The following is a 5597-nucleotide window of genomic DNA, read 5'->3' as shown; positions in this document are numbered from 1 at the left end:
TTTTATATCCTCTTCACTGACACCTGATTTCAGTCCGGCATATGCCGTCACCAAAATTCCTCTCATCATAGGAACCAGATGAGGTGTAAAACTAATTACAATGTCCTCTCCTGCCGCCTTTGAAAGTTGAGCTTCTATCTCAGGCGTATGTCTGTGACTTCCGATTCTGTAGGCCTTCATATTTTCATTCACTTCACAAAAAAGATTGTCAACCTTGGCACTTCTACCTGCTCCTGAAGTTCCGGACTTTGCATCTATTATTATGCTGTTTTCATCTACCAGCTTATGTTTTAACAGCGGCTGCAACGAAAGTATCGAACAGGTCGGATAACAACCCGGATTTGCAATCAACCTTGCTTTCTTTATATCTTCACGGTAAAGCTCAGGCAGACCGTATACCGCCTCTTTTATAAGATTTTTTGACTTGTGCTCAAGCTTATACCACTTTTCATATACATCCACATCTTTTATCCTGAAGTCCGCCGAAAGGTCTATTACCTTGGCATTTGAAAGTACCTCATCATTTATATTCTCAGCCAGAAAGCCTTGAGGTGTAGCCGTAAATATAATGTCCACTTTCTTTGACAGTTCAAAGACATTGTCGTTTTCGCAAATATCATCTGCATATTTATACATACTTCTAAAGACCTTCGAGTAGCTCTCGCCTGCAAAACTCTTTGAACCGAATCCGACTATTTTCACATCATCTCTTTGTAATAAAAGTCTCACAAGCTCAGCTCCTGCATATCCTGTAGCTCCGACAATACCTACCTTTATCATAAAAACACCTCTCTTCCTTTCCCGCTTTGTTATAATTACTTTTATAGTTTCATAATTATACACTTTTTATGAATAAAATCAAGGTTTTGTGCATAAAAATTTTTTGAACAAAAAAGGACACCTTTTACAGTGTCCACATTGTTTTAATTTCTACATTTTACTGATTTATAAAAGCTGTTTGTAAATTATCAAGTTCCAAAGCTGCCGGCGCCTCTCTGAAATTTTGATATGCGAATATTCCAAATCCTAAAACCTCTCCGGTTTCTCTTGCAGCCTTTACCTGTCTTAATAAAATATCGTTATATCTCAGCCATTCCGAAACCGAATTGCCGTCCTTTATATTCTTTCCTGCTCTATAAAGTCCGAGACCTATATACAGCTTTACATTACTGTTACTTTTTTTCTTTAAGTCTACCCAGCTGTTTAAACAGTTTATATATGAATGAGGCGCCAATACGCCTGTCTTTGTTTTTGCTTCAAAACCGTGGTAGAGCTGAGGCATTATATAGTCAATATATTCATTTGACGCCATCCATTTATCAATATCAACAAAATATGATTTATCACTTCTAAGATTTGATAAAAGCGCTACAGGACTGATGCCGAAAACCGCCTGAGGACGTGCGGCATGTACCGCCTTGTATACATCTTTTACAAGCATTGACACATTTTCTCTTCTCCACTGTGTAATACCTAAGCTGCTGCCTGAAGCGTCATATTCCGCTTTGTCAAAACTCTTTGCAGGGTCACTGTCATTTAGTGAAGGGTAAAAATAATCATCAAACTGTACACCGTCTACAGCATAGTTTTTGCATATTTCACTGATTGAATTCACAAGATAATTTCTAACCTCCGCACTTGACGGATTCAGATAGTAATTACCTTCATGCAATAATACATTTCTCTGTTTTGAAGGATCATTCATCCACTGCTTTACAATTGAACCCTCAGGTATATCTCTCATCATAGAATTGGTAACTCTATAAGGGTTTACCCAAGCATGGAAGGAAAGTCCGTGCCTATGCGCACTCTCAATCATATACTCCAAAGGATCAAAATTAGGATTTGAATCTTTTGTGACCATAAACTTTGATAACGGGAAAGATTTTAATTTCTGACCGTAACTGTCCGAGTGACTGTGCACGTGACAGAATATGGCATTCATTCCGCGATTTTTTATATCTGTCATCACTTGATCCGCACGTTTCTTAAATGACTCTACATCTGAAGGCATCTCACTCCAGTCAATATATGAAAACCAAACTCCTCTAAGCTCTTTTGGCCCCACTGCCGTGCTTTGAACAGTAGAGCTTCTCTTTACAGGTTTTACCGCCGCATAAACTTGCAAAGAGACCAGCATATTCATTATCAACAATACAGCTATAAGCTTGCCGATAAGTCCCACAAACCATGTTTTTTTCATCTTCATCTCGCTCTCTATCTCTTTTTTTAAGTATAATAAAAGTACTTACTATCATACTATAGCCAAGATAAAAAACCAATATCAACTTCCTTAAAGACTTATTACAAATACTTTTATCTAAGCTTCGCTTCTATAAAGGAATTTTACTTAGGATCTCTGTTCTTATCCCCTAAAATCCAGTAATCACAGATTTTTCCGCCCGATGCCAATGTGCTTTCCCTGTGAAGCACACCTCTTCCTTTCTCAAACCTAAGATAGTCTATATCGCAACACATAGGCAACAGATTCAAATAACCGTTATCTCTTGCAAATTTTTCAAGTGGACATCTTGTAAAGTGATAATAAAAACCGTCCCTATGAAGCTCTTTGTCAAAGTTAAAATCCCATGTTTTATCCTTATACTTGGGATGTTTATCCGCCCACTCCGCCATTCTATGCATCCTGTCAGAAAACTTTTTCATATCTTTAGGATTATTTAAATCAAAACCACCTATAAGTTTACCGATCAACTTGTTGTTTAAAAACTCAACAATTACTTCTTTAAAATCATCCACACAAAAATTCCCTGCTCTGCACACAGCCATAAATACATACGCTGAATAAATATTGCCTGACATTGGATTGTTTGAGCCGATATCTTCAGTATTTTCAAGCATCTGCCTATATAGCTCTCGTGCCTTTTTCAAGCTTTCCTCAGTTTTATTCTTACCGAATTTTCTTATCATCGGTTTTTTTAAGAGAAAACTTATTAGACTGAAATATATTCCTTTGTACTTCATCATAACCCCCTCAGTTTTTTACAAATTGATTTTTCAAACATCACGTCACCGGCTAAACCTTGACACATACAAGTTAGTATTTTTTAACCGATTCTATTTTATCACTTTACTGAAGGCTTTTCTATGTTTTAGAGTATTAAAAAAGGACACCTTTTACAGTGTCCCCATTATTTTTAAGCCTTACTAAAGCATTTACATTTTTTCATTTAAATATTTTTGAAAAGTACCTACGCTTAAATTTGCTCTTTTTGCGGTATCTTCTACTGAGATTATTCCGTCTTTTACAAGTATAAGTAATGTATTTATAACACCTTCTTTTCTACCTTCTTTTATGCCCTCTCTTCTACCCTCTTTTATCCACTTGTCTTTAGATTCTTCTTTAAATATGTCGTATAATTCCCTCATTGCATGTCATCTTATTACCCTCCTTAACATACTTAAAATCACAGTTTTCGCATCATTCACCTCCTATTAAGTCATGTTCTTTTAACACACTTTTTCCTGTGCGAATATTGGCAACCCTTCTCTCCAATTCATCCATATTCTCTTTACTATAAAAAGGATCCGCCGACACTTCAAAGGGTATTCGCATCTCTGTGTTTACCTTTACTTCATCAAGTTTCAAACCAATTTGTACCATAATCATCCTCCTTCCTTTGACTATAAAGTATTCTATTCATACTGATTTGAAGAATATTTCATAAGTTATCAAGTCACAAAGCATCCGATACTTAATGATAAAATCATTTATTATCATTAATATGGCTAAGATAAAAACTCAATATCAGATTACTTAAAAACTTATTACAAATACTTTTATATAAGTATTTTCCAATACCCGGTTCTGTTTGAACCGATATGTTCTATATACCCTTTTTCTTTTAAATTGGAAATTCCACGATCTACTGCAGTCTTTCCTTTACCTATTTTTTCTTGAATCTCTCTCTTTGTAATATTTGGGTTATTTTTTATTGCTTGAAGAATAAGCTTCTGTGTTTCATTTAAATCTGAATAACTTACAGCTTTATTACCCTCTTTATTACCCTCTTTATTACCCTCTTTATTACCCTCTTTATCATACATAGTATTAATCCAATTAAAAGGAATCTTTACTATAATAGAGTTTTCTCTGAATTCAAATGCTTCTTTTCCATATTTCTCTGTAATTTTAGGAACACCTCTACCTGTCTTCTCACTGATATGCAGTTGTAAAAAAATCTCAGACAATTTTTTATTAACAGGAATGGACTCACCTAAAAAGAATCCTTCTACAGTCTGTCTCTGTGGTATTGTTCCTCTTGATAAAATCTCAATCCTGTCAGAGTAAATCGTTACCATGGGTTCATTCATTTCTACCCACTTATTGTGTAAGAAGGCATTAATTATAGCTTCTCTAAAAGCATCTTTATCAAATAGAGGCACCTCTTTCCTTTCCACAACTCTATCCGCCTCATCTGCTTGTATAATGTTTAACACATCCCCATATCTTAATATTTCATCTAATGTATATAACAAGCACTGAAATCCGAATTCACGTACTGAATACATATTGTCAGATTTACTTTTTCCGGAAAATATAGCCACTCTAACAGGAATATGTGAATTATCTGATAGCAACTGTGCCATAATATTATACTTACCATCCGGCGTATATAATCCCAGGTTCTTTTCATATTGTGTGGTATTCAGTTTTATTCCCTTTGCTCCATAGTAAATTATCAGCTTTTCAAAAGATAGTTCTTGATACTCACTTGCTGTATTCTCTATTGTTGGAAATCCGGTTCTCAAAATAGAAAATAAAAAAGATTCTTTTTCCGGATACTTTCTCAGCTTTTCCTTGCTTGATCCGATTCTTATATATCTCTCTTCCGAAAAAGAAGTAGGTATTGTCTTAGCTGCCGGAATAACCAATACAACCACTCTCTTATCCTCTAAATAAATTTCTTCAAAGTGGAAATTAACATCAGGATATATTTGTCTGGCTAGAAAGTGCTTTAAAGGCTCTCCTTTCACATCTTGATTTGGATCGAATCTAGTCCCAACCGGTTCATGCGTCTTATCATGAATCCCCCATATAAAGTATCCACACTCTCTACCTTCATAGGCTGAACTATTTGAAATTGCGGATATGTATTCTCCCAATTCCCTCGGATCATTCCAATTTTCTTTAAACTCAAACCACTCACGTTCCGTATCATATTGTCTAAGTTCATCAATTTTTGAAATCAATGTGCTATTCATATTATTTTACTCCCGACAATTTACTACTACATATATTAGATTATATCACAATGGTGATAGACCATACAATGTAACAAAACTACTACATTTCACTCCTAGGGTGAAAAGTTTATTTCCAAAACCCCTATGCTAAAGTTGCGTTTAGTCTTACACATATTTCAACTTTTACAATAGTTGCATTTAGTAGTACAATTCGGATAAGACAGCTACCGGAAAGGTAGGTACCACTATAACATCTTTAAACTTATTTTCACATTTAACACTTGAAGATAGACGAATTATTCTAACAGGTATTACTAACGGCTCCACTAAGACTGCTATTGCTGAAACTATTGGTAAAGATAAATCAACTGTTTGTAAAGAAATTAAATCAC

Annotated in this window: 7 protein-coding genes; 1 reads left to right on the top strand and 6 read right to left on the bottom strand. The window is 35.0% G+C overall.

Annotated elements, in window-relative coordinates; translation table 11 throughout:
• The 6 genes from argC to ACO6FI_RS11055 all read right to left on the bottom strand — a co-directional run.
• On the bottom strand, positions 1 to 780 hold a 780-nt coding region (argC, locus tag ACO6FI_RS11080), incomplete at its 3' end, for an N-acetyl-gamma-glutamyl-phosphate reductase (protein ID WP_485457382.1).
• Positions 781 to 937: 157 nt separating this feature from the next.
• Positions 938 to 2209: a glycoside hydrolase family 10-like protein gene (locus ACO6FI_RS11075; RefSeq protein WP_485457381.1), complete on the bottom strand. Its 1272-nt coding sequence runs from the start codon at positions 2207 to 2209 to the stop codon at positions 938 to 940.
• A gap of 137 nt (positions 2210 to 2346) precedes the next feature.
• On the bottom strand, positions 2347 to 2982 hold the full coding sequence (locus ACO6FI_RS11070; protein WP_485457380.1) for an L-2-amino-thiazoline-4-carboxylic acid hydrolase: 636 nt from the start codon (positions 2980 to 2982) through the stop codon (positions 2347 to 2349).
• A gap of 192 nt (positions 2983 to 3174) precedes the next feature.
• On the bottom strand, positions 3175 to 3387 hold the full coding sequence (locus ACO6FI_RS11065) for a helix-turn-helix domain-containing protein (RefSeq protein ID WP_485457379.1): 213 nt from the start codon (positions 3385 to 3387) through the stop codon (positions 3175 to 3177).
• A 52-nt stretch (positions 3388 to 3439) separates the two neighbouring features.
• Positions 3440 to 3622 carry an antitoxin gene (locus ACO6FI_RS11060; RefSeq protein WP_485457378.1) on the bottom strand — a complete coding sequence of 61 codons (183 nt, stop codon included), beginning with the start codon at positions 3620 to 3622 and terminating at the stop codon, positions 3440 to 3442.
• Between the two features lie 176 nt (positions 3623 to 3798).
• Positions 3799 to 5223 carry an RNA-binding domain-containing protein gene (locus ACO6FI_RS11055; RefSeq protein ID WP_485457377.1) on the bottom strand — a complete coding sequence of 475 codons (1425 nt, stop codon included), beginning with the start codon at positions 5221 to 5223 and terminating at the stop codon, positions 3799 to 3801.
• A gap of 229 nt (positions 5224 to 5452) precedes the next feature.
• Between ACO6FI_RS11055 and ACO6FI_RS11050 the strand changes: the two genes are divergently transcribed.
• The coding region (locus tag ACO6FI_RS11050; protein WP_485457395.1) for a helix-turn-helix domain-containing protein at positions 5453 to 5597 on the top strand (145 nt) is incomplete at its 3' end.

Source organism: Lachnoanaerobaculum sp., assembly GCF_057250505.1.
The sequence above is the reverse complement of the archived record's forward strand: the minus strand, read 5'-3'. Positions and strand labels throughout refer to the sequence as shown.

Bases quoted from the DNA above. Each gene is read 5' to 3' on its own strand.
- ACO6FI_RS11055 (WP_485457377.1), bottom strand. From the start codon at position 5,223: ATGAATAGCACATTGATTTCAAAAATTGATGAACTTAGACAATATGAT.
- ACO6FI_RS11070 (WP_485457380.1), bottom strand. From the start codon at position 2,982: ATGAAGTACAAAGGAATATATTTCAGTCTAATAAGTTTTCTCTTAAAA.
- ACO6FI_RS11060 (WP_485457378.1), bottom strand. From the start codon at position 3,622: ATGGTACAAATTGGTTTGAAACTTGATGAAGTAAAGGTAAACACAGAG.
- ACO6FI_RS11075 (WP_485457381.1), bottom strand. From the start codon at position 2,209: ATGAAGATGAAAAAAACATGGTTTGTGGGACTTATCGGCAAGCTTATA.
- ACO6FI_RS11065 (WP_485457379.1), bottom strand. From the start codon at position 3,387: ATGAGGGAATTATACGACATATTTAAAGAAGAATCTAAAGACAAGTGG.